The 23,251-nt window shown below is 61.2% G+C and carries 19 protein-coding genes; 7 read left to right on the top strand and 12 right to left on the bottom strand.

The genetic code is table 11. The features are described from left to right. The first annotated feature begins 38 nt into the window (after nucleotides 1–38). The 3 genes from ABVN21_RS26315 (at nucleotide 39) to ABVN21_RS26325 (ending at nucleotide 3,188) form a co-directional block, all read left to right on the top strand. Nucleotides 39–1,031 (top strand): GlxA family transcriptional regulator, encoded by a 993-nt coding sequence (locus ABVN21_RS26315; protein ID WP_339555496.1) that lies wholly within the window; start codon nucleotides 39–41, stop codon nucleotides 1,029–1,031. Between the two features lie 299 nt (nucleotides 1,032–1,330). Then, a complete protein-coding gene (locus ABVN21_RS26320; RefSeq protein WP_339555495.1) occupies nucleotides 1,331–2,440 on the top strand; it encodes a DUF3182 family protein in 1,110 nt (369 codons plus the stop codon). Further along, a complete protein-coding gene (locus ABVN21_RS26325) occupies nucleotides 2,430–3,188 on the top strand; it encodes an alpha/beta fold hydrolase (RefSeq protein WP_339555494.1) in 759 nt (252 codons plus the stop codon). The genes ABVN21_RS26320 and ABVN21_RS26325 overlap by 11 nt, the downstream gene beginning before the upstream one ends. A gap of 141 nt (nucleotides 3,189–3,329) precedes the next feature. Here the strand turns inward: ABVN21_RS26325 and ABVN21_RS26330 are convergent, their stop codons facing one another. The 5 genes from ABVN21_RS26330 to ABVN21_RS26350 form a co-directional block, all read right to left on the bottom strand. Further along, on the bottom strand, nucleotides 3,330–4,316 hold the full coding sequence (locus ABVN21_RS26330; RefSeq protein WP_339555493.1) for a lysylphosphatidylglycerol synthase domain-containing protein: 987 nt from the start codon (nucleotides 4,314–4,316) through the stop codon (nucleotides 3,330–3,332). Beyond that, nucleotides 4,303–5,595 carry a cardiolipin synthase ClsB gene (clsB, locus tag ABVN21_RS26335; RefSeq protein WP_339555492.1) on the bottom strand — a complete coding sequence of 431 codons (1,293 nt, stop codon included), beginning with the start codon at nucleotides 5,593–5,595 and terminating at the stop codon, nucleotides 4,303–4,305. Before clsB ends, ABVN21_RS26330 begins: the two co-directional genes overlap by 14 nt. Beyond that, nucleotides 5,592–6,389, bottom strand: a complete 798-nt coding sequence (locus ABVN21_RS26340; protein ID WP_339555491.1) for an endonuclease/exonuclease/phosphatase family protein — start codon at nucleotides 6,387–6,389, stop codon at nucleotides 5,592–5,594. The genes clsB and ABVN21_RS26340 overlap by 4 nt, the downstream gene beginning before the upstream one ends. After that, nucleotides 6,386–7,312 (bottom strand): DUF72 domain-containing protein, encoded by a 927-nt coding sequence (locus ABVN21_RS26345; protein ID WP_339555490.1) that lies wholly within the window; start codon nucleotides 7,310–7,312, stop codon nucleotides 6,386–6,388. Before ABVN21_RS26345 ends, ABVN21_RS26340 begins: the two co-directional genes overlap by 4 nt. A 201-nt stretch (nucleotides 7,313–7,513) precedes the next feature. Beyond that, nucleotides 7,514–8,716, bottom strand: a complete 1,203-nt coding sequence (locus ABVN21_RS26350; protein ID WP_339555489.1) for an MFS transporter — start codon at nucleotides 8,714–8,716, stop codon at nucleotides 7,514–7,516. Between the two features lie 345 nt (nucleotides 8,717–9,061). Between ABVN21_RS26350 and ABVN21_RS26355 the strand changes: the two genes are divergently transcribed. Then, nucleotides 9,062–11,188 carry a mechanosensitive ion channel family protein gene (locus ABVN21_RS26355; RefSeq protein ID WP_339555488.1) on the top strand — a complete coding sequence of 709 codons (2,127 nt, stop codon included), beginning with the start codon at nucleotides 9,062–9,064 and terminating at the stop codon, nucleotides 11,186–11,188. Nucleotides 11,189–11,286: 98 nt separating this feature from the next. Here ABVN21_RS26355 and ABVN21_RS26360 read toward each other — a convergent pair whose 3' ends face one another. Further along, complete coding sequence (locus ABVN21_RS26360; protein ID WP_339555487.1) at nucleotides 11,287–15,612, bottom strand: DEAD/DEAH box helicase; 4,326 nt, start codon at nucleotides 15,610–15,612, stop codon at nucleotides 11,287–11,289. 223 nt (nucleotides 15,613–15,835) lie between these two features. Here ABVN21_RS26360 and ABVN21_RS26365 point away from each other — a divergent pair, with 223 nt between their 5' ends. Both ABVN21_RS26365 and ABVN21_RS26370 read left to right on the top strand, forming a co-directional pair. Next, nucleotides 15,836–16,720, top strand: a complete 885-nt coding sequence (locus tag ABVN21_RS26365; RefSeq protein ID WP_339555486.1) for a sugar nucleotide-binding protein — start codon at nucleotides 15,836–15,838, stop codon at nucleotides 16,718–16,720. Further along, nucleotides 16,713–17,642 (top strand): NAD-dependent epimerase/dehydratase family protein, encoded by a 930-nt coding sequence (locus ABVN21_RS26370; RefSeq protein ID WP_339555485.1) that lies wholly within the window; start codon nucleotides 16,713–16,715, stop codon nucleotides 17,640–17,642. Before ABVN21_RS26365 ends, ABVN21_RS26370 begins: the two co-directional genes overlap by 8 nt. Before the next feature lie 87 nt (nucleotides 17,643–17,729). On the opposite strand, the gene ABVN21_RS26375 is transcribed toward ABVN21_RS26370, so the two are convergent. From ABVN21_RS26375 to ABVN21_RS26395, 5 genes are all read right to left on the bottom strand, one after another. Continuing rightward, nucleotides 17,730–18,428 (bottom strand): OmpW family outer membrane protein, encoded by a 699-nt coding sequence (locus ABVN21_RS26375; protein WP_339555484.1) that lies wholly within the window; start codon nucleotides 18,426–18,428, stop codon nucleotides 17,730–17,732. 159 nt (nucleotides 18,429–18,587) lie between these two features. After that, nucleotides 18,588–19,106 carry a DUF3299 domain-containing protein gene (locus ABVN21_RS26380; RefSeq protein WP_339555483.1) on the bottom strand — a complete coding sequence of 173 codons (519 nt, stop codon included), beginning with the start codon at nucleotides 19,104–19,106 and terminating at the stop codon, nucleotides 18,588–18,590. 11 nt (nucleotides 19,107–19,117) lie between these two features. After that, nucleotides 19,118–20,383, bottom strand: a complete 1,266-nt coding sequence (locus ABVN21_RS26385; RefSeq protein WP_339555482.1) for an ABC transporter permease — start codon at nucleotides 20,381–20,383, stop codon at nucleotides 19,118–19,120. A gap of 1 nt (nucleotide 20,384) precedes the next feature. After that, nucleotides 20,385–21,095, bottom strand: a complete 711-nt coding sequence (locus ABVN21_RS26390; protein ID WP_339555481.1) for an ABC transporter ATP-binding protein — start codon at nucleotides 21,093–21,095, stop codon at nucleotides 20,385–20,387. 130 nt (nucleotides 21,096–21,225) lie between these two features. Further along, nucleotides 21,226–21,810 carry a DUF2796 domain-containing protein gene (locus ABVN21_RS26395; RefSeq protein ID WP_339555480.1) on the bottom strand — a complete coding sequence of 195 codons (585 nt, stop codon included), beginning with the start codon at nucleotides 21,808–21,810 and terminating at the stop codon, nucleotides 21,226–21,228. 134 nt (nucleotides 21,811–21,944) lie between these two features. Here ABVN21_RS26395 and ABVN21_RS26400 point away from each other — a divergent pair, with 134 nt between their 5' ends. Further along, nucleotides 21,945–22,286 (top strand): hypothetical protein, encoded by a 342-nt coding sequence (locus ABVN21_RS26400; protein WP_339555479.1) that lies wholly within the window; start codon nucleotides 21,945–21,947, stop codon nucleotides 22,284–22,286. A 91-nt stretch (nucleotides 22,287–22,377) separates the two neighbouring features. Here ABVN21_RS26400 and trxA read toward each other — a convergent pair whose 3' ends face one another. Then, nucleotides 22,378–23,250: a thioredoxin gene (gene trxA / locus ABVN21_RS26405; RefSeq protein ID WP_339555478.1), complete on the bottom strand. Its 873-nt coding sequence runs from the start codon at nucleotides 23,248–23,250 to the stop codon at nucleotides 22,378–22,380. Between the last annotated feature and the right edge of the window lies 1 nt (nucleotide 23,251).

Raw genomic sequence — 23,251 nt, forward strand, 5'->3', positions numbered from 1 at the left:
GATTGGCCGCACCGACAATAGAAGGGGGAAAACTGACAATGGACGCACAGAGGGCAGTCGCCGAGCTGGGCGTGTTGATCTATCCCGGCGCGCAGATGGCGGCGGTGCATGGGTTGACGGACCTGTTCGGGGTGGCCAACCGAATCGCCGCCGAGCATCAGGCGGCGCGCTTGCCGTTGTTGCGGGTCAGCCATTGGCAGGTCGATGGCGAGCAGACTCCGAGGCGGGTCTACGACAGCCATCCTGATAAGGACGGCGCATTGGTGGCGGTGCTGATTCCGCCGTCGATTGCCGGGTTCTCCGAAGGTCAGGCACCACAACCCCTGCTGGGCTGGCTTCGCCAACAACACGCCAGCGGGGCAACACTTGGTGGTGTCTGCGTGGGCTCGCTGTTGTTGGCCGAAAGCGGTCTGCTTGACGGTCGCAGCGCCACCACTCACTGGACGTCCGCGAAGACCTTTGCCGAGCGTTACCCGGCGATCAAGCTCAAGGCCGATACGCCCATCGTCGACGACGGCGACTTGATCACCACTGCTGGATTGATGGCGTGGTCCGAGTTGGGATTACGTTTGGTGGATCGTCTACTGGGGCCGAGCATCGCCACCGGCACTGCGCGGTTCCTGGTGGTGGAGCACAGCGACAGCGCCAGCGAATGCGGCAGCAACTTCGCGCCGATTCTCAGCCATGGCGACGCCTCGATTCTCAAGGTTCAACACTGGCTGCAAGGCACCGGGGCCACTGACGTTTCGCTGCCGGCCATGGCCGAGCGGGCAGGGTTGGAGGAGCGTACGTTTTTGCGACGCTTCCGCGCGGCGACCGGCCTCAAGCCCACCGAGTACTGTCAGCATCTGCGGGTCGGCAAGGCTCGGGAAATGCTCGAATTCACCAACGGCACTATCGACCACATCGCGTGGACCGTGGGCTATCAGGACCCGGGGGCGTTTCGCTCGACGTTCAAGAAAATCACCGGGCTGGCGCCGAGTGATTATCGGGCGCGGTTTGGGGTGATGCCGAGTGCATTGCCCCGATAGAGCCATCACCACAAATCCCCTGTGGGAGCGAGTCTGCTCGCGATGGCGGCGTGTCAGGCAACGTACATTGCTAATGTGTTGACCTCATCGCGAGCAGGCTCGCTGCCACACAAATGAAATAGCTTTGAATCGTGCAAAATGCCAGAACGTCCAAGGGGGTCGTGCAGAATAAAACAGGCGCGGTGCCACTACCTTTTCCGCAACTGACTGATTCGCCGTCCGTTTTCTTCGATAGGCGGTTGGCCTGAACCCTGCACCCCATCAGCTACATTCATTCAGCGATCATTGAAGGGGGACGCATGACCCCAACAAGCCGCAAGAAACTGGTTGTCGCCCATTCGGTGCGCCCCGGTGCACCGCAACACGAAGTCGAAACCAATCGCGCGCTGGCCCGCTGGCTGGCGCAAATCCTCGGGCTCAAATTCGGCGGCAGTTACGATCCGCAGCTGCATGGCGGACACGACATCTATCTGTTGCCAACCCAGACACTGGTAGGCGCCGTTGCTGCCCGCGAGTTGGGCGTCAAAGGGCCTGGGGATTTATGGGGCGGTTATGTCGAACATGACTTCATCTGCACCAAAGCCATCACCCACGGTTTATTGAACAGGCATGCCCACGCACCGCAAGGCTGGGCGCCTTTATTTTCCGAGCGGGTGCGCTTGGTGGTGCTCGACGGTCTCAGTGTTTTTTCCTACGAGGATGCGCGGCCAGCAGCGGAACATCTGCTCTACAGCGGTCCGATCCGAATGAAGCCGATCCATGCCTGCGCAGGGCGCGGTCAGGAAGTCATCAACAGCCTCGACGAGTTCGATGAAATTCTCGCCCGCCCCGAAGCGCAAACGCTGTTCAACGAAGGCGTAGTGTTGGAGCAGGACTTGGACCAGGTAATTACCCACAGCGTCGGGCAGAGTTTCATCGGCGATAAGGTGCTGAGTTACTGCGGTGATCAATACTTGACCAAAGACGCTCACGACGAAGAGGTCTATGGTGGTTCCAACCTGCTGGTGGTGCAGGGTGGCTACGATGATCTGCTGACGCTGGACCTGCCTGACGATGTACGCCTGGCGATTCAACAGGCCCAGGTGTTTGACGGCGCCGCCGATGAAGCCTATCCCGGTTTCTATGCCTCACGGCGCAATTACGACATCGCCCAGGGTGTCGCCAGCGACGGCCAGCAACGCAGCGGCGTGCTCGAACAATCCTGGCGCATGGGCGGTGCGAGCAGCGCTGAAGTGGCGGCCTTGCAGAGTTTCGTCAACGATCCGCGGATGCGCGCGATTCGCGTGTCTTCGGTGGAAACCTACGTCGATCAGCCGCTGCCGGCAGACGCCATCGAGGTATACCGCGGGCCGGCAGAAAACAGTGAATTCCTCCTCAAGTACGTAACGGTCAAATCCTATGACGGCTAGAAGCGAAAGCATTCAAATCGACATCGACGATGAACAAATGAGCGGGACGTTTCTCAGTCCAAAATCAAAAGTCCCCGGCGTGCTGTTCGTGCACGGTTGGGGCGGCAGCCAGGAGCGTGATCTGGAGCGGGCCAAAGGCATCGCCGGGTTGGGTTGCGTGTGTTTGACCTTCGACCTGCGCGGGCACACCGGCGGTACGGGTATTCCGCTGACCCGCGTGACCCGCGAAGACAACCTGCGCGACCTGCTGGCGGCCTACGACCGCTTGCTTGCGCACCCCGCGCTGGATACCTCGGCCATTGCTGTAGTCGGCACCAGTTACGGCGGTTATCTGGCTTCGATCCTCACATCACTGCGCCCGGTGCGCTGGCTGGCGCTGCGCGTGCCGGCGTTGTATCGCGACGATCAATGGCACACGCCCAAGCGTGATCTGGACAAGCTCGATCTGCGCGATTACCGCAGCACGCTGGTGCGCGCCGATAGCAATCGGGCGCTGCATGCCTGTTCGCAATTTACCGGGGATGTGTTGTTGGTGGAGTCGGAAACCGATGTCTACGTCCCCCATGCGACCATCATGAGTTACCGCGCGGCGTGTCAGCAGACGCACTCGCTGACGCACCGCATCATTGATGGGGCTGACCATGCATTGAGTGAACCCGTGTCACAGCAGGCCTACACCTCGATCCTGGTGGACTGGATCACGGAAATGGTGGTGGGCGAGCGGTTGAGCATCATTCAGTCCAAGTGATTTTGTGGTGTTCTTTTGGACACCTTCGCGAGCAGGCTCGATCCCACAAGGGCTCGGCGGAGTGTGTAGATCTTGAGTTCACTACTGGCCCAGTATTGGGAGCGAGCTTGCTCGCGAAGGCGTCAGATCAGGCACTGCTCATCACTTGGGTTTCTTCGAAATCCGCAACGACTTGGCCTTGGCCTCCACCAGCAGGTACATCACCAGCGTGATCAACAGCGGCAGCAGAAAATAGATCGCCCGATACGCCAACAACCCCGCCACCAGGCTGCCTCTTGATGCTTCGTGTTGCAGCAGCGCCACGAACACCGCCTCCAGTACACCGAGCCCGGCCGGAATGTGGGTAATGACCCCGGCAATCGCACTGATCAGCAACACGCCCAGCACCAGTGGATAGTCGAGTTTGCTCGGCAGCAAAGTGAAAATCACCGCCGCCATCAACGACCAGTTCAGCGCCCCGAGGGCCAGTTGCAGGATCGCCATGCGCAGCGACGGAAGGTTGATTTCAACCCCGCGAATCGCCCATTCCCGACGCTTGGAAAACTGGCACGCCGCCAGATACCCCGCACTCAGCAACAGCAGTAACACGCCCACCGCCTGCAACGCACCGCTGCTCAGTTTCCAGCCCGGCGGCATGCGCACCAACCCGCTGCTGAAAACCGCGCCGGCAATCATCATGTAGCCAAACCAGTTGGTCGCCAGGCTGAGGCCGAGGATCTTCGCAATGTTGGCTTTGCTCACTCCTAACCGAGAATACAGCCGATAACGCATGGCAATGCCGCCGACCCAGGCGCTCAGGTTGAGGTTGAAGGCGTAGCTGATGATGCCCACCGGCAAGATCTGTTTCCACGTCAGGTCCTGGCGGATGTAGGTGCGGCCAATCAGGTCGAAACAGGCATAGACCAGAAAACTCACCAGGGTCAGCCCGGACGCGATGATCAAGGTGCGCACCTTGAAATCGGCCAAGGTGTCGAACACTTCGTTCCATTCGATGCGCTGGGCGAACATCGTCAGCAGCACGATCAGCGCCAGGAAAAACAGCATTGTCAGCGGTCGTTTCCAGCGGCTCCAGCGCGACTTGGCCGGGTGCTCGGCGTGGGGCGCCGCGTGGGCTTCAGTGCGGCTCATGTTGTTTGCTCCGGGTCGGTGGGGTGAACGCTTTCAGACGTGGTTTGTGCGCGGGCAACCAACCGGCCCAGGCCGGAAAATGCCGCAGGAAGTGAAACACCAGAAAACCCACGGTCATGTGCCAGATTCGCCCGCGCGGAGCCTTGTCCACCGACATGGATTTGCAGTGGTTGTCACTGAGGTCTTCGAGGCGATCGAACAGTACCCGGTTGAACCCACGGTCGCGGATCAACACGTTGGCCTCAAGGTTCATCGACAGGCTCAACGGGTCGAGGTTACTGGAGCCGACGGTGCTCCAGTCTTCGTCCACCAGCGCGACTTTGCCGTGCAGCGGCCGCTCGCAATATTCGAAGATTTTCACCCCGGACTTGAGCAGGTAATCGTAAGTCATGCGCGCCGCCAGTTTGGCCACCAGCATGTCCGGCTGACCCTGCAGAATCAGGCGGACATCCACTCCGCGGCGCGACGCGTTGCGGATTTCCCGCAGCAAGCGATAGCCGGGGAAAAAGTAGGCGTTGGCGATGACCACGCGCCGCTGCGCCGTGCGCAACGCCAGGCGATAAACCTCTTCGATGTCGGTCGAGTGCTCGGCGTTGTCGCGGTACACCAGCCGCACCTGGCCATCGTGATCCGTCACGGCCAGTTCCGAGCGCCGTTGCCGACGCCGTTGCCACCAGTATTTGGCGCGCGCCGGGCGACCGCATTGCAGCAGGGCAAAGTGATGAATGTCGGCCACCGCCGGACCTTCTACTTCAACCGAATAATCCTGCTTGGCCTCGGGGCCGAAATCGGCCAAATGGTCGGCGGAAAAGTTGATCCCGCCGATGAACGCAATCGTTCCGTCTACGACCACGATTTTGCGGTGCAGGCGGCGGAACCAGTTGGTACGAATGCCCAGACGTTTCGGTGCCGGGTCGAACATCTGTAGATGCACGCCGGCACCGCTCAGGTCATTGAGATAAGCGGTGGTCAATTCTCCGCAACCAAATCCGTCGAAGCTGGCGGTGACCCGTACGCCCCGTTGCGCCGCTTCGATGAGCACTTGCTTCAATTCATCACCGACCTTGTCCTCGAACACAATGAAGGTTTCCAGGAGGATTTCGGTCTTGGCCTGGCGCATGGCCTCGAACACCCGGGGAAAATAGGCTTCGCCGTTTTCCAGCAGTTCGACCCGATTGTTGCCTTGCCAGCCGTACTCGACGTCAACCGGCGCCGGCTCGCTGATGGGCGGCGCGGCAATCGTTTCCACCGTGGTTTTTTCCATCGACGGGATACTCATAGTTCGATCTCCACCGACAACGGTGCGTGATCCGAAAGGTGGGACCAGGGTCGGGTCGTCAGCACTTGCGGACGGCTGGCCTTGAGGTTGCGCACGTAGATACGGTCCAGACGCAGTGCCGGCAATCGTGCGGGGAAACTGCGCGCCGGTTTGCCATGGTGTTCGGCGAACACTTCGCGCAAACCGCAGGGCTTGAGCAGGGCGTCGGCGCGCTGGCGCCAGTCGTTGAAATCACCGGCGATCACCACGGGGGCATCGCTCGGCAGTTCTTCCAGGCGACGGGCCAGCAGCTTGAGTTGTTCGGAACGGTGCGTTTCGCGCAATCCCAGATGGACGCAAATGGCATGCACCTCCGGACCATCGCCCGGCAGGCGCAACACGCAATGCAGGATGCCGCGATTCTCGTGGCCGCTGATGGACACATCGAGGTTGTCGTGGCGCACGATCTGGAATTTCGACAGCAATGCATTGCCATGATCGCCCGCCGGATACACCGAGTTGCGCCCATAGGCGAACTGCGGCCACAGCGTGTCGGCGAGGAATTCGTACTGCGGCATCGCCGGCCAATTGTCGTAGCGCTTTGGGTGCTGTTCGTGGGTGCCGTGGACTTCCTGCAAAAACACCACGTCGGCGGACACGCTGCGGACCGCTTCGCGCAGTTCCGGCAGGATGAAACGCCGGTTGAGTGCCGTGAAGCCCTTGTGGGTGTTGACGGTCAGGACCGTAAAACGGTGCACCGTGGTCTCGATGGACGCTTGCTCGTCGGTGGTGCCAACCGGCTCGGAAATGCTCATGGCAGCACTCCTTCGGCAACCGGCTTGCCGGGTGCGGTGAGCAGGTCTTTGTCGAGGTCGAAACGCTCCAGGAGACTCCGCGCATCAAAGGGCGCGCGGACCTTGATGTCGTTATCGAAATAGCAGAACACTTCTCGCGATTTGCGCACCCGGGGTTTCAGTCGAGGTGCTATCAGATGCGGGTCACCCGGTTGGCGCCCGTGGTGCCAGGCTTCAATCCGCTCGGCCCAGCGCTTCAGGGCCTGAGGGGTGTAGCCGCTGGCGTAGAGCTCCTCGGCGCCGTGCAGACGCAGATAGACGAAGTCGCTGGTGATGTCTTCGCGATACGGCCATTTACCGGCAGTGTCAGCGATCACCAGCGCTGTGTTGTAGCGTTTGAGCAGACGCACAAAGGCCGGGTCGATGAAGCTTTCGTGGCGGATCTCCACGGCGTGGCGCAGTGGCGTTTTCTTGCCCGCCTTCAGGCTGGCGTGGCCGTTTACGTGTGAATCGTGCTGGCGGGCGAGGGCGGCGGCTTGTGCAGTATCGTGGGGCAATTGTTCGAGGAAGGTTTCGAACAGCTCGGCATCGAATTTGAAGTTGGGCGGAAACTGCCAGAGGATCGGACCGAGTTTTTCCTTGAGTTCCAGCACGCCCGAGGCAAAGAAATTAGCCAGGGGTTTGTGGATGTCACGCAGACGCTTGATGTGGGTGATAAAGCGCGGGGCTTTGACGCTGAACACAAAGTGCGCCGGGGTTTCGGCGTACCACTGGGCGTAGCGTTCTGGCCGTTGCAGGGCGTAAAACGATCCGTTGATCTCAATGCTGTTGACCGCCCGCGAGGCGAATTGCAATTCGCGCTTCTGGGCCAGGCCCTTCGGGTAGAAATCCCCCCGCCAAGGCGTGTAGCGCCAACCTGAAATACCGATGTGAATCGCCGCCATGTCCCCTCCCGTCTGACCGCCCTGTGATCTTTTGATGACTGTGGGGCGGGGGCGAAAGTTTCGGCGAGGCTACGGACGGTACGTGTTTCAAATATCACCGCAAACCTTGTAGGAGCCGGCTTGCTGGCGATAGCGGCCTATCCGTAGCATCAATGTCGAATGTGCTGCCGCCATCGCCGGCAAGCCGGCTCCTACAGGGGATCAGTGGCCGGTGACGATGCGGGTTGAGCCTTGGGAATAGACCGGGCCGAGGCGATCCAGCCGACCGCTCCACGCGGTCAATGCCAACGCCACCAACACCACCAGTCCGCCGATCCAGGCGGTATGAATCAACCCCATGTGCGCGACGATCAAGCCGCCACCCCACGCTCCGCCAGCAATGCCGAGGTTGAACGCGGCGATATTCAGGCCGGAAGCCACGTCCACAGCCTGCGGCGTGTGATGTTCCGCCTGGCGCACCACATACACTTGCAGCCCCGGCACGTTGCCGAATGCCACGGCGCCCCAAACCAGCACGGTGGCCAGTGCCAGCCATGGGTTGGCGGCGGTGAAGGTCAGGACAAACAGCACGGCGGCGAGCAGGGCGAAGATGATTTTCAGGGCGCTGATCGGGCCGCGTTTGTCTGCCATTTTGCCGCCCCAGATGTTGCCGACAGCCACAGAAACGCCGTAGACCAACAGCACCAGGCTGACGGTGCCGGCGCTGAAACCCGAGATGTCCTGAAGGATCGGCGCCAGAAACGTAAACGCGATGAACGAACCGCCGTAACCGACCGCCGTCATGGCGTACACCAGCAACAGGCGGGGTTGTTTGAGTACTTGCAATTGCTGCAACAACGAAGCGGGTTTGCTGTGGGCGATGTTTTTCGGCACGTAGAGCAGGCTGCCGATAAAGGCGATTACACCCAGCGCCGACACGGCGAGGAAGGTTTCACGCCAGCCGAAATGCTGGCCGATAAAAGTGCCCAACGGCACGCCGGTGACCAGTGCCACGGTCAGGCCGGTGAACATGATGGCGATGGCACTGGCGGCTTTTTCCTTGGACACTAGACTGGTGGCGATTGTCGAGCCGATCGAGAAAAACACCCCGTGGGCCAGGCCAGTGACAATTCGCGCGAAGATCAGCGATTCGTAACCTGGCGCTTTCCAGGCCAACAGGTTGCCGAGGGTGAACAGCACCATCAGCGACAACAACAGCAATTTGCGCGGGACCTTGCCGGTCAGCGCGGTCAGCACCGGGGCGCCAACGGCGACGCCCAGGGCATACAGGCTGACCAAAAGGCCGGCGGACGGCAGGCTGACACCGAGGTCGGCGCCTATGGTCGGTAACAGGCCAACGATGACGAACTCGGTCGTCCCGATGGCAAAAGCGCTGAGGGTCAGCGCGAGCAAGGCAATGGGCATGGCTGCAACTCCGGTGGGTTGATTCGATGGAGCGCAGTGTCGAGGTTTGGGTTGTGCGGAAAAATACCGGGATGAGCATTTGATATTTGCGTTTAGATCAAATATTGCAGGGACGCTGGGAGTGCTGTGGCGATCGAACTTGCTCCCGCTGGGGTGCGAAGCGCCCCCAAATGAGTCTACTCAGACACACTGCATGCAATTGTTTTGCGACTGCTTCGCAGTCGAGCGGGAGCAAGCGCCCTCGCCACAAAAGGCCATGCCATCCGATCATCGGTGGGCTATCAGCGAACTTGCCCGGCATTTCCCGATCAGTTCCTTACAGTCTTGTCCAAAGGAGCGGGTACGTTGATCAAGCTCAAGACCGCAATGCTATTGGGAGCGCTGCTGTTTTTCGGCAGCGAGGAACTGGAAGCGGCGGCGATACCGGGAGTGCCGGCAGCCACCACCGCCGCGACACCGCCGGCTCATCCTGAACCGCTTGTACAAGGCGGGTTGCTGGGCGCCATCAGTTCGAGCATCGATGGCATCCAGAACAAATTCAATCTCAACAAGGACCTGCTCGACGCCTGGCGTTTGCGCGCTGACCGTGCGGCCGATGAGGTGGATCAACTGGTCAATCGTCCATCGACCCGTTCGAGCTGGAGCGTCGCCGGGGATTTCCTGCTGCTGACAGCGGTGTGGGTGGGTGTCTTCGGCCTGCTTTGGATGATCGGGAGATGGTTGGCCGAACGCCTGTGTCGCCATCGCCTGCTGCTCAGTCGAGAGCGTGGGCAGGCGCTGCTGGGTTACGTCTTGCCTTACAGCCTTCCTGCGGTAATCAGCCTGCCGCTGACGATTTATGCCAGTCAGTTTTTGCCTGTTTCGGCCGGTCGCGCGCTGGCGTTGTGTTTGGCTTATGCCACCAGCAGTGGCGTGTTCGCCGCGTCGTTGGTGATGTCACTGATGGTGCTGTTCAACGTCGGGCACAAGCGCCGGGCGGTGCAGATCATTCGCCAGGACAGCCCACGGCCGCTGTTCGCAATCGGCTTCCTCGTGGCCCTGAGCGATGCGCTGACCAGCCCGCAGATCGCCCATCAGTTGGGCAACAACCTCACCAGCAGCATCGCCGTGTTCACCGGGTTGGCCGCCTCGATTTCCTTTGGTTTGCTGGTGATCCGCATGCGCCGTCCGGTCGCCCATGTCATCCGGATTCTGCCGCTGGCCCAACGTCGATCGCAGCCAGCGCTGCGCGAAACCCTGCGGATTTTTTCCGGGCTCTGGTATTGGCCGATTCTGTTGATGGTGCTGGTCTCGATCATCAACCTGATCGGCATTGGCGACGACAACCAGCAAGTGCTGCGCAGCGCGTTGTTTACCACGGTGTTGCTGATTGCGACGGTGTTCCTCAGTACCACGCTGCACCACTTGTTCAGAACCCGCAACGAGTCCGACGTGCGCCGCAATGGTGCCTACAAAGAACGCTTTCTGAGCCTGTCCCACGCGTTGCTGCGCATCGCCATGGCCGTCGTATTCATCGATATTCTCGGGCGAATCTGGGGCGTGTCGTTGTTTGAATTCGCGGTAAGCAATGCGGTGGGCCGGGCGATCAGTGATTCCCTGAGTCATATCGGACTGATCTTTCTGGTGACCTGGATGGTTTGGGTCGTGCTCGACACGGCGATTCAGGAAGCCCTGAAACCGCCGGCCAACAAACGCTCGGCGCGCCAGCCGAGTACGCGGATAAAAACCATCCTGCCGCTGCTGCGCAACGCAATCAAAATCATCCTGGTGGTGATCTGTGCGATCACCACCATGGCCAATCTTGGGATCAACGTTGCGCCGTTCCTGGCCGGTGCCGGGGTCATCGGTCTGGCGATCGGTTTCGGTTCCCAGCAACTGGTGCAGGACGTGATTACCGGGTTGTTCATCATCATCGAAGACACCCTGTCCATCGGCGACTGGGTGGTGCTCGATTCCGGGCATGCCGGTACGGTCGAAGGCCTGACCATCCGCACCTTGCGCCTGCGCGACGGCAAGGGTTTCGTGCACTCGGTGCCGTTCGGTCAGATCAAGGCTGTCACCAACCAATCGCGGCAGTTTGCCTACGCGTTCTTTTCGGTGCAGTTCACCTACGACACCGATGTCGACAAGGCCATCGAACTGATTCGCGAGGCCGGGCACTCCATCAGCGACGACCCGTTTCTCAAGTACAACCTGCAAGGGCCGCTGGATGTGTTCGGCGTCGACAAAATGGACCTTAACGGCGTGGTGCTGACGGCGCAGTTCCGAACGGTGTCGGGCGGGCAATATGCGGTGAGTCGGGCGTTCAACCAGCGTTTGAAAAAGCTTGTGGATAACAGCCCGTGGGTGCATTTCGCGCAGACTTATCCACAGCAGGTTTTGATGCCGAGGCAGCATGAGCCGTTGCAGGATGGGGCGGCTGAGCCGGAGCATGGGGCGGTGTTGATGCCGGAGCGGCCACGTCCCCAATAACAACCCGATTCCTTTGTAGGCGCTGGCTTGCCAGCGATAGCGGTACGTCAGCGACATAAATGTCGAATGTGCCGACGCCATCGCTGGCAAGCCAGCTCCTACAGGTGATGGTGTTGAATCAGCTTGTTGCGTAAATCCAGGCTGGCCTGCTGATCCAGTTCCAGCCAAAAATGCGGCTGACCCGCAATCTGCGCAGCCGCCGGCAACCCATCGCGGTAGATCAGCCTATTACTCGCCAGCGCTGGCACTTTCACGCCGGGTAAAAGGGTTCCGGCAAGGTTCAACGGATCGACCCCGCACACCGCGATCAAACTCCCGTCATGGGGCCGACGGCGTACTTCGCGCAGCAGTGGAATCGCCTCGGGTAACGCGAATTGCTCGCCCGCCAAACCACTGACAAACCGCCCCCCGCGAATCTCACCTCGCGCCTCCAGTCGATGGAACGTGCGCAACAACTCGCGCCAGCTTGGTAGCCAGTCCGCCTCGCGCTCCAGCAAGCGCCAGAACACCACGCCGTAGCGGCGCAGCAGCGTCATCGCGATGTGTTCCAGGGTGTCGATGGGCGTGGGCGCCGGGCGTTGGTCATCCACAACCGGTGCGACAACACCGCGCCGCAACAACGCCCAGCGCCCGGCATCGTCCATGCCGCCGACAAACGCCCCGCGCCCACGTCGACTGCTTCGTTGCTGGCGTTTGCTGGCCGGCGTGATCAGCGCCCGCAGGCCGGCAAAGCTGTCGGCATTGACCAGCCCCGCACCCACCAGTTCCTGCAAGGCGATTTCCAGTTCCGCGCGCAACAGATGCGCCTCGTGAATCAACTCGTCAAAAAACAATGCACCGTGCTGGCTAAGCGCAGCGTGGACCTTTTGTGTTTTTGGCGACAACTCGCTGACCGGCGTCTGCTCGGTCAAATCGCTCCAGAGCCCGACCTGATTGCGCGGCAGCAACAGAATCGGCGTGCTGCGCAGGGCCGTGCCGGCACTTTTGTTGCGCGCGGTGAGGCGGGTCCAGACCAGTTTGCCGCTGCGGCACAGTTCATCCAGCCAGGTCGGCGAATAATCCTTGATTCGCGCCGGCAAGATGTCGCTGTCCCAGGCTGACGCGGCGGCAGGGAAGCCCTCGAACTGCGCAATGATCGCCGGCAACACCGCGTTGCCCTGGCCGCGCGTGGTGCTGGACAGGTGCTGCCAGTCGAACAGAAAACGCATGAAATCCTGCAACGCCACCGGCTCGATTTCCCGGCGCAGGCGCTTGACTGTGTAGCGGTGAATCCGCGCTAGCAGATGGCGTTCGCACCACTCATCTTCCTGGCTGCCCGGCGTGAAACGGCCGCGTAGCACATAGCCTTCGCGCTCAAGTTGAGCCAGTGTCCGGGTGACCTCTGTCGTCGGCAATTGCAGCGGTTCGGCAATCGCCTTCAGTGGCAGTGGACCAAACGCGCTGAGCCGGGCGCGAATCACTTCGAGCACGGCATCGTCCGCTTGCCAGGCTTCATCGAATCCCGGCAACGCCTCCAGCGGCGGCGACAAAACGTCCTGTGGATAAATCGCCCGCAGGCAAGTCAGCCGTTCCCGCGCCAACCAAAGTGAATGGTTGATGCGGCAGGCACGGCCGCTGTCGGCCAGGGTGTTCAACCAATCGAGCCAATGGACGTTGGCGCTTGCTTCGGCCTCGGTGATGCACGCCAGGCTCATCAACGCCTCGTGCATTTCATCGACACTGCTGGGCGCTGGCCAGGCTTCCTCGCGCACGGCGGCGATGGCATCGGCATCCAATGCGCCGAGGTCGTCGGTGGATTGCGGGTCGCTCCAGCGCCGGTTGATAACGGCTTGCGTCCGGCGCTCTTCCAGCGGCGCATCGTCAAGAAAGGTATAGGGCCGAGCGCTGAGGATTTCCGCCGCCAGCGGCGAAGGCGCGGGCAGGTCGCGGCTGATCAGCCGGACCTCGCCGCGCTCCATGCGCCGCAACAACGCCAGCCAGCCTTCGCTGTCCATCGCTTCGTGCAGGCAATCGTCGAGGGTTTGCTCCACCAACGGGTGGTCGGGAACCTCCCGTTCGCCGACGAGGTTTTCCACGCAGGCGATCTGATCGGGAAACACGCTGGCGATCAAGTCTTCGCTTTTCATCCGCTGGATCTGCGGCGCGACTTTGCGCCCGCCGGTGTAGCGCGGCAACGCCAGGGCCACGCCGGCATTCCAGCGCCAGCGCACGCCGAACAGCGGTGCGTCGAGCACAGCCTGGATCAGCGTGTGCTCGGCGCTGTTGCTGTGCAGGTAACGCCAGATGTCATCCAGTTCAAAGCTGTGGCTGGTGGAGAGCGACAGGACGATGGCGTCTTCGCTGGCGGCGGCCTGCAATTCGAAGTTGAAGGTGCGGCAAAAACGCTTGCGCAGGGCCAGTCCCCAGGCGCGGTTGATGCGGCTGCCGAACGGGCTATGGATGATCAATTGCGTACCGCCGGACTCGTCGAAAAAACGTTCCATCAGCAACGTGTCTTGCGAGGGCAGGGCGCCGAGGGTCTGGCGCGCACGGGCGAGGTATTCGACCAATTGTTCGGCGCTGGCCAGGTTCAGTCCGAGGGTTTCTGTCAGCCAATCGAGGCTGGGTTGCAAGTTGCCTGGCGTGGCACCCAGCAATTTATCGAGATGCGCTTGCAAGCGGGCCACGGCAAACGACAGCTCGGCACTGCGTCCCGGCGCTTCACCGAGCCAGAACGGAATGGTCGGCGGTTGACCGTGGGCATCTTCGACTCGAACCTTGCCGGTTTCGACCCGCAGGATCCGGTACGAGGTATTGCCCAACTGGAACACGTCGCCAGCGATGCTTTCCACGGCGAAATCTTCGTTGACGCTGCCGATGTTCAGCGCTTGCGGTTCCAGCAACACGCTGTAGTCGGCGTTGTCCGGAATCGTCCCGCCGCTGGTCACGGCCGTCAGTTTCGCGCCCCGGCGACCGCGCAGAGTGCGGCTTACGGCGTCGCGGTGCAGGTAAGCGCTGCGGATGCCCTGGCGCCCGTTGTAGCCCTCGGCGAGCATTTGTAGCAGCGCTTGATAGTGCTTTTCGTCGAGCGCGGCGTAGGGCGAGGCTTGGCGGAACAGTGCGAGCAGCGCGTCCTCCGGCCATTCCTGGCAACTCACTTCAGCGATGATTTGCTGCGCCAGTACGTCCAGCGGTGCTTCGGGAATCAACAGCGTGTCGAGTTCGCCCCGGCGCACGCAGTCGAGCAGGGCAGTGCACTCGATCAGGTCGTCACGGGTGGTGGCGAACAAACGGCCCTTGGGCGTGCCGCCGACCTGGTGACCGGAGCGGCCGACCCGTTGCAGAAATCCGGCAATTGAGCGCGGTGAGGCGATCTGGCAAACCAGGTCGACGTCGCCAATGTCGATGCCCAGTTCCAGAGACGCCGTGGCGATGAGCACTTGCAGATCGCCGCGCTTGAGCCGTTGCTCGGCGTCCAGGCGAAACTCCTTGGCCAGGCTGCCGTGGTGCGCGGCCACCGCTTCTTTGCCGAGGCGTTCGCTCAGGTGACGGCTCAGGCGCTCGGCGAGGCGGCGGGTGTTAACGAAAATCAGCGTTGTCTGGTGTTCGCGGGCGAGGGTGGCGAGGCGGTCGTAGACCAGTTCCCAGACATCGTTTGCCATCACCGCCGACAACGGCACGGGCGGCACTTCGATGCCCAGGTCTCGTGGTCGGGCGTGGCCGATGTCGATGATCTCGCAAGGGCGATCACGACCGACCAAAAAGCGTGAGACCGCTTCGATGGGTTTTTGCGTGGCCGACAGGCCAATGCGCACCAACGGTTCGGCACACAGCGCTTGCAGGCGTTCGAGGCTCAGGGCCAGGTGACTGCCGCGTTTACTGGCGGCGATGGCGTGGATTTCATCGACAATCACCGTTCGGGTGGTTTTGAGCATTTGTCGACCGGATTCCGAACCGAGCAGCACGTACAGCGATTCCGGGGTGGTGACCAGAATATGCGGCGCCGTCTTGCGCATCGCCGTGCGGTCTTTTTGCGGGGTGTCGCCGGTGCGCACGGCAGTGGTGATCTGCAAGGGCGGCAAGCCCATGCCGTGCAGTTGCCCGGTAATGCCGGCCAACGGATTTTGCAGGTTGATCCGGATGTCGTTGGACAGCGCCTTGAGCGGCGAAACGTAGACCACCAGGGTTTCGTCCGGTAATCCGTCAGGCTGATCTTCGGGATGGGCCAGGCCACGGTGAACCAGGTCGTCAATCACGGCGAGGAACGCGGTGAGGGTCTTGCCGGAACCGGTGGGAGCGGCGATCAGGGTCGAGCGTCGCTGGCGGATCAACGGCCACGCCCGGGCCTGCGCGGCGGTCACCGTCGCGAAGGTGGCGCTGAACCAGGCGCTGACGGCGGGGTGGAAGCCGCTCAGGGCACTGTCTGCGGGGATGGGCAGGTTCATGTGCTGATTTATGCGGGCGGGGGGCGCAAGTTGCAAGTACCGCTCGGTTGTCACAACTCACTCTCCACAGGGGCTGCATTGAAATCCCGCACATCTACACTTTACGGATGACGGTTGCGCACTAAACCCGCAAAATGCAACGATTCCGGCATCTATCAACGACAGCGCCCGCAAGCGTTGTCGACAAAGCCATTGTTTCAATCAGACTGGGCCTGCTGACTCTATGCGAATGCGCCTTATGTTACTGGGCGGCGGAAATGCCCTTGGGCAGGCGCTGATTCGCCTCGGTGCGGAGGAAGACATCGGTTTCCTCGCCCCCCGCCCGCCGCAAGACGGCTGGGATGCCGCGAGCCTGACGCAACTGCTCGACGACACCCGCCCGGACGCGTTGATCAACCTTGCCTACTATTTCGACTGGTTCCAGGCCGAGGCGGTCAGCGAACAGCGTCTGGCCGGGCAGGAGCGGGCGATCGAGCGTCTTGCCGAACTGTGCCAGCATCACAACATCGTTCTGCTGCAACCTTCGAGCTATCGCGTGTTCGACGGCTCCCGCGCGACCGCCTACAGCGAAAAAGACGAACCAGTGCCGCTGGGCCTGCGCGGTCAGGCCTTGTGGCGGATCGAACAGAGCGTGCGCGCCACATGCCCACAGCATGTGTTGCTGCGTTTCGGCTGGCTGCTCGATGACAGCCCCGACGGCACCCTCGGGCGTTTTCTCGGCCGGGCGGAAAATCCGGAAGAGCTGCTGATGGCCGACGATCGTCGCGGCAATCCGACTCCGGTGGACGATGCCGCCCGGGTGATCATTTCCGTGCTCAAGCAACTCGACTGCGCCGCGCCGTTGTGGGGCACCTATCACTACGCCGGGCATGAGGCGACGACGCCGCTGGCGTTGGGCCAGGCGATCCTCACAGAAGCGCGCGCCCTGCATCCGCTGGCCATCGAAGCGCCGACCGCCCAGGCCCACGCCGCGCGGCCGGACGCCTCCGAAGAACCGCAACACGCGGTGCTGGCCTGCAAGAAAATTCTGCATACTTTCGGGATCAAGCCGCGCGCCTGGCGTGCAGCGCTTCCCGGCCTACTGGACAGGTTCTATCGACATGGCTGAGCGCCCCGTTTTAATCACTGGCGGTGCCGGTTTCATTGGTTCGCACCTGACCGACGCCTTGCTTGCCAAGGGCCGTTCGGTGCGCATTCTCGATGACCTGTCGACCGGTAAGCGCAGCAATCTGCCGCTGGGCAATCCCAAGGTTGAACTGATCGTCGGCGACGTCGCCGACGCGGCGTTGGTCGCACAAGCGATGCTCGGCTGTAGCGCTGTGGCGCACCTGGCGGCAGTGGCCTCGGTGCAGGCTTCGGTGGACGACCCGGTCAAGACCCATCAGAGCAATTTCATTGGCTCGCTGAATGTCTGCGAGGCCATGCGCCAGACGGGTGTCAAGCGTGTGCTGTTCGCCTCCAGCGCGGCGGTCTATGGCAACAATGGCGAAGGCGAGTCGATCAACGAAGACACGCCCAAGGCGCCGTTGACGCCCTACGCGTCGGACAAGCTGGCCAGCGAGCAATACTTCGATTTCTATCGGCGCCAGCATGCACTGGAACCGGTGATTTTCCGCTTCTTCAACATCTTCGGCCCGCGCCAGGATCCTTCCTCGCCGTATTCCGGGGTGATCAGCATCTTCAGCGAACGCGCGCAGAAAGGCCTGCCGATCATTGTGTTTGGTGACGGTGAACAGACGCGGGACTTTGTCTACGTCGAGGATCTGGTCGATTTGCTGGTGCAAGCCATCGAGAAACCCCAGGTGGAAGAGGGCGCGGTCAACGTCGGCTGGAACCAGGCGACCAACCTCAAGCAAATGCTGGCAGCCCTTGAGGTAGTGGTCGGCAAACTGCCGCCGGTGAGCTACGGCCCGGCGCGCTCCGGGGACATCCGTCATTCGCGGGCGGACAACCGGCGTTTGCTGGAACGCTTTGACCGACCACAGCAGACGCCGATGAGTGTCGGGCTGGCGCGGTTGTTGGAAAAATAGAAAAAGGCGCCTGTTGCAGGCGCCTTTTTTGTTGCTGATCGTTCCTGCATTGAGCATGCAACGATCAATTCACCACCACGTGAATCCTTAGAACTTGTAACCCAGACCGACCATGTAGATGAACGGATCGACGTCCACGTTCACCCGTGCCCGAGTACCTGGTGCTACGGCGTCGTTTTCCACGGTCGCGCGGGTGTCGATGTCGATGTAGCGCATTTGGGCGTTGAGCATGATGTTATCGGTAATCATGTAGTCCGCACCAACCTGGAACGCCATGCCCCAGGAGCTTTCCGCCTTGAAGTTGCTGAAGCCGGCGGCGCTGGCTTCACTGCCGACGTGCTCGTCGTAGATCCAGGTGTAGTTGATACCGGCGCCGACGTACGGCTGGAACGCGGACTTGTGGTCCAGCGGGTAGTACAGAACGCTGAGGGTCGGTGGCAGGTGTTTCAGCGTACCCAATTTGCCGTTGGCCGCGCTCAGGGCGGTGCCCTTGAGTTTCACGTCATGCTCGAACGGCGTGGCCGCGAGCAATTCGATCCCCCAGTTGTTGGTGATCATGTAGGCCACGTTCAGACCCAGTTGCGTGTCGCTGCTCATTGTCGCCTTGCCACCCAGATCGGCTCCGCTCAGAGGACCTTGATCGACCTTGACGGTGGAGCTATCAGCTTTCGGGTTGACGGTAATGGCGCCGGCACGAAGGATGATGTCACCGGCCTCGTGGGCGTGCGCGAGCGGGGCCGCGAGCGCGAGGGAAAACAGCGCGGCACCGAGCAAGGACTTGTTCATGGGGGCTCCAAAGGACGTTAAAAATTTTGATGTCCAATGGTAAGGCTGCTAACGATTCGGTCTTTTGACCCAGCTCAATGAAAGTGGGATGGGCTGGATTTTATGGCGTTTCTGATGACCTCATCGCTAGCCTGATAAAACAACACATGACTGCCGGATTCACTCCGGCAATTCATACACGTAAATTTTGTCCGCCTCCATCTGATACCCGGCATCCGCCAACTCGCTGGTGGACGGTTTGACCTGCATCGCGCCTTCGATCCAGTACGGCTGATACAACTCGTCGAGCTTCACGCCGACTTCGCTTTTGACGTGCACGATCTGGTTCGACGGTGGTGGCGGTACGTGGATGCAGGCACCGAAATACGGCACCAGCAGAAACTCCGTGGTGCGACCTTCCTCGCTTACTTCCAGCGGCACGATGTAACCCGGCAAACGAATATTCTTGCCATCGAGAGCTTTGACCACCGGCGCATTGGGCATGTCCTGCCTGGCCGCTGGCGCCGATTCGGCGGACAGGGTGTCACTCATCTTTGACATGTCGTGCAGCGGCGTCATGTTCGGCACTTCCGCCGGGGCGTCCGGCGGGATCATTTCCGACCAGGTCAACTCTTTCGGCTCGGCCGCCCACAGGGGCAGGGCGACCAGCATCAACAGCGCGAGCAGAGCGCGGGGCATTTTCAGCGTCCTCATAAACGGATCGACAGGCCATCGGCCAAAGATTGGCGATACGCGCGCCAGGCCGGTACGCTGCCCATCAGCAGCGCGGCGATCAGGATGCCACCGAGCAGCGTCCATTCATATTCGCTGGGCCAGGCCAGCGGTAAAAACAGGCCGTAATTGGCTTGCACATAACCCTGGGCCGCCGCGATGCCGACATAGAGTAACGCCACGCCAGCGACCACGCCGGAGAGCGCCAGGGCAAACGCCTCCAGCACCAACAACGTCGCGATGTGCCACGGTCGCGCGCCCACTGAACGCAGAATCGCCATCTCGCGCCGACGTTCATTGAGGCTGGTGAGAATCGCCGTGAGCATGCCGATCAACCCGGTCAACACCACAAACAGCGAGACCACGAACAAGGCTTTTTCCGCGGTGCTCATCAAACTCCACAACTCTTGCAGCGCCACGCCGGGCAGGATCGCCAGCATCGGTTCGCCACGGAATTCGTTGATTTCGCGCTGCAGGGCAAAGGTCGAAATCTTGTTGTTGAGGCCGAGCATGAACGCGGTGATCGCTTGCGGCGTCAGGTCCATGTTGCGCGCCTGGTCGGCGCTGACCCGGCCCTCGCCTCGGGCCGGCACGCCGTTGTGCCAGTCGATGTGAATCGCTTCCATGCCGCCGAGGCTGATGTGCAGCGTACGGTCCACCGGCGTTCCGGTGCGTTTGAGAATGCCAACCACGGTGAACGGTTTGTCGTCGTGCTTGACCAGGCTGATCGCCGCCACGCCGTGGGCCAGCACCAGTTTGTCGCCGAGCTTGTAGTGCAATGCTTCGGCCACTTCGGCGCCGAGTACCACCTCGAACGGATCGGTGGCGAAGGCGCGACCATCGGCCAATGCCAGATGTTGCTGACGGCCATATTGGTAATGCTCGAAGTAGGCCTCGGTGGTGCCCATCACACGATAACCGCGGTGGGAATCACCGAGTGACATGGGGATCGCCCACTTCACTTTCGGGTTGTTGGCGAAGTGTTCGAAGCTGTCCCAACGGATGTTGTTGGTGGCGTTGCCGATGCGGAACACCGAGTACAGCAGCAGGTTGACCGAGCCGGAGCGGGCGCCGACGATCAGGTCGGTGCCACTGATGGTGCTGGCGAAACTGGCCTTGGCTTCGGTGCGCACACGCTCGACGGCCAACAGCAGGCAGACCGACAGCGCAATGGCGAATGCGGTGAGAATCGCGGTGAAGCGGCGGTTAGCCAGACTGGCCATGGCTAGACGAAACAAATACATCTCAGACCTCGGACGGGGTGGCGGCGCGATTGAGATCGGCCAGCGACAGGTGACGATCGAACAACGGTGCGAGGCTCTGGTCATGGCTGACAAACAGCAAACTCGACCCGGCTTCACGGCATTCGGCAAACAACAGGCGAATGAAGTTTTCGCGGGCGTCGTAATCCAGAGCCGAAGTCGGTTCGTCGGCGATCACCAGTTCCGGTTGGCCGATCAGTGCGCGTGCGGCGGCGACCCGTTGTTGCTGGCCGATGGACAGTGAATCGGCACGGCGGCTGAGGATGTCTTCATCTTTCAGGCCCAAATGGGCGAGCAGGGTGGCAGCGGCCTGCTCGATGCTGGCGTGGCGCTGGATCGCCCGTTTCGCCCGCAACTTGGAAAAGTGGCATGGCAGTTCAACGTTCTCCCGCACCGAGAGAAACGGCAGCAAATTGAACTGCTGGAAGATGTAGCCGGTGTGATCGACGCGGAAGTGGTCGCGGGCACCGGCGGAGAGTTCGGTCAGTTCCTGGCCGAGCAGGCGGATGCTGCCGCGATTGGGTTTCTGCACACCGCCGAGGAGGCCGAGCAGGGTGGTCTTGCCGCTGCCGCTGGGGCCTTTGAGGAACAGGGTTTCGCCCGGTTCCAGGCGAAACGCCGGGATGTCCAGCAACGGCGGGTGACCGGGCCAATTGAAGCCCAGGTCGGACAGTTCGATGAGTGCTTGGGTCATGGCGCGGTTTTCACAAATGTTGATGACCTGTGTAGGAGCCGGCTTGCCGACGATAGCTTCGACGCGGTCTGTACATTGAACTGCGTATCGTCCATCGCCAGCAGGCCGGCTCCTACGGGAGAGGGTGATTTCAGAATTTCAGGCTGGCAGCCTTTGATGTCACTTCAACACCCTGCTGCCCGCTCGGGCCGATCAGTTGTAGCTGAATTTTCTGAGTGGCCGGGAAAGTGTTGAAAATATTCGCCAGATCCAGGGTATTCAGCGCACCCGGCGTGGCGCAGGTGAAATGGTAATGGGCGTGGATTTCGCTGTGGTCGTGATGATGCTCATCCTTGGCATCTTCGTCGTGATCGTCATCGGCGTCCGGTTTGTCGCCGAACAGTGGGCTCTCCAGTTCCTGACTCGATACCACGCAACCAGCGGCCTTCGGCAGGTTGAACAGCGCCAATGGTTTCTCCAACTGCGCGCGAACGGCGGCGACCTTGGCTTGGTCGGCATCGCTGGTGGCGACGTGTTCGAAGCCCACCAGGTTCATCGCCGGGCTTTCCAGTTCAATTTCCAGGGTCTGACTGTCCAGCGCCGCGTTCAGGCGGCCGACGCCATGTTCATGGGCGCTAAGGCTGCCGTGCTCATGGTCGTGATCATGCTCGTCAGCGGCGTGGGCGACAGCCAGCGGCAACAAGGCAAATGGCAAAGCGAGCAGCAGACGGCGCATGGCGAATCTCCGGACATAAAATGAAAAAATTGTTATGTAATCTTATAACGTAAGTGCGGAGAGTTTGACCGTCTGCTTGGCGTTGCACAAGTCCCATGGGAGCATGCAGGTCAGAAATGTGCGGGAGCAGACCTATGTTGCGAATTCGCGGAAGCATCGGCGAGTGGCCGGTGGATTTGACACTGGAAATGGATGACGCCGACTGGGCGCGGTTCGGCGCACAGTTGCAGGTGGAAAAAACCGAAGTCAGTGCGACGCCAACACCCAAACCGTTGAATCAGGATGACGCGCTGTGGCAGATCGCCAGGGATTTGCTGCGCAAGGCGGGGCAGTTGAGCGGGCCGGATCTGCTTGATCAACTGGAAGGGCTGACCGGTAGCGCGGCGGCCGGCAAGCGGCTGTTGGTGCGTCTGCGCCACAGCCCGGACGTGAAGGTGGAAAGCGGCGCAGATACGCCGATCTACCGCTGGTTGTAGGAGCCGGTTTGCTGGCGATGAACGATGACGCGGTTCACCTGATGGAGCGCAGCGTCTGCATCGCCGGCAAGCCGGCTCCTACAGGTCACGATCAGTACAGCGCAGCAAACAACTTGCGACGGTACGTGGTCACCAACGGGTGGTCGTTGCCCAGCAGTTCGAACACCTGCAGCAAGGTCTTGTGCGGCAAGCCTTCGCTGTAACTGCGGTTGCGGATAAATAGCTTGAGCAAGCCATCCAGCGCGGCGTCGTACTGCTGGCGCGCCAGTTGCTGAACCGCCAGTTGATAGACCGCTTCATCGTCCAGTGGATTTTTCGCCAGACGCGCTTTCAGGTCGGCGGCATCCGGCAGATCCTTGGCCTGACCCAGAAACTTGATCTGCGCCTTGGCACCGGCCAATGCTGCCTTGTGTTCATCACTCTTGACCGCGTCGAGCACCGCTTGCGCCTCGCCCAGTTCACCGCGTTCGGTGAGGCAGCGGGCGTAGAGAATCAGCGCCTTGGCGTTGGTGTTGTCTTCGCCCAGCAGCACTTTGAGGATGGCTTCGGCGTCGGCAAAGCGACTGTCATCGAACAGTGCCTGAGCTTGTTCGAACGGATCGGCGGCGGCCGGTGGCGGCATCTGCACGTGAGGTTCAAGCAACGCCCGTACCGCCGATTCCGGTTGTGCACCGGCAAAACCGTCGACCGGCTGACCATCCTTGAACAACACCACGGTCGGCAGGCTGCGAATGCCAAAACGGGCGACGATGTCTTGCTCGACGTCACAGTTGACCTTGGCCAACAGCAACTCGCCCTGATAGCTCTCGGCGATGGTTTGCAGCATTGGCATCAGCACTTTGCATGGCGCACACCATTCGGCCCAGAAATCCACCAGCACCGGTTTGTGAAAAGAGTTCTCGATCACCGACTGGTCGAAATCGGCTGTCGTGGCGTCGAAGATGTACGGCGTTTCCTGACTCATG

Source organism: Pseudomonas sp. MYb327, from assembly GCF_040438925.1.
GTDB lineage: Bacteria > Pseudomonadota > Gammaproteobacteria > Pseudomonadales > Pseudomonadaceae > Aquipseudomonas.